The organism is Pseudomonas sp. SIMBA_068 (assembly GCF_046534705.1).
GTDB lineage: Bacteria > Pseudomonadota > Gammaproteobacteria > Pseudomonadales > Pseudomonadaceae > Aquipseudomonas > Aquipseudomonas putida.
On sequence record NZ_JAWRYI010000033.1, the window covers coordinates 1 to 878 of the forward strand.

The 878-nt window shown below is 58.3% G+C and carries 1 protein-coding gene; it reads left to right on the forward strand.

Going from position 1 to position 878, the window contains the following annotated elements; all coding sequences use genetic code 11:
- On the forward strand, positions 1-878 hold an 878-nt coding region (locus tag SB756_RS27990), incomplete at both ends, for an elongation factor Tu (protein ID WP_410912733.1).

An 878-nucleotide genomic window follows, 5' to 3' on the forward strand; every position in this document is an offset into this window, starting at 1 on the left:
GGCGCGATCCTGGTTTGCTCGGCCGCCGATGGTCCGATGCCACAAACCCGTGAGCACATCCTGCTGTCCCGTCAGGTTGGCGTTCCGTACATCGTGGTCTTCCTGAACAAGGCTGACCTGGTAGACGACGCTGAGCTGCTGGAACTGGTCGAGATGGAAGTTCGCGACCTGCTGTCCACCTATGACTTCCCAGGCGACGACACCCCGATCATCATCGGTTCGGCTCGTATGGCGCTGGAAGGCAAAGACGACAACGAGATGGGCACCACTGCCGTCAAGAAGCTGGTTGAAACTCTGGACAGCTACATCCCAGAGCCAGAGCGCGCTATCGACAAGCCGTTCCTGATGCCAATCGAAGACGTATTCTCGATCTCGGGTCGTGGTACCGTTGTTACTGGCCGTATCGAGCGTGGTATCGTCCGCGTTCAGGATCCGCTGGAAATCGTTGGTCTGCGTGACACCACCACCACCACCTGCACCGGTGTTGAGATGTTCCGCAAGCTGCTGGACGAAGGTCGTGCTGGCGAGAACTGCGGCGTTCTGCTGCGTGGTACCAAGCGTGACGACGTTGAGCGTGGCCAGGTTCTGGTCAAGCCAGGTTCGGTCAAGCCGCACACCAAGTTCACCGCAGAAGTCTACGTCCTGTCGAAGGAAGAAGGCGGCCGTCACACTCCGTTCTTCAAAGGCTACCGTCCTCAGTTCTACTTCCGTACCACTGACGTGACCGGTAACTGCGAACTGCCGGAAGGCGTTGAAATGGTAATGCCAGGTGACAACATTCAGATGACTGTTACCCTGATCAAGACCATCGCAATGGAAGACGGTCTGCGCTTCGCTATCCGTGAAGGCGGTCGTACCGTCGGCGCCGGCGTCGTAGC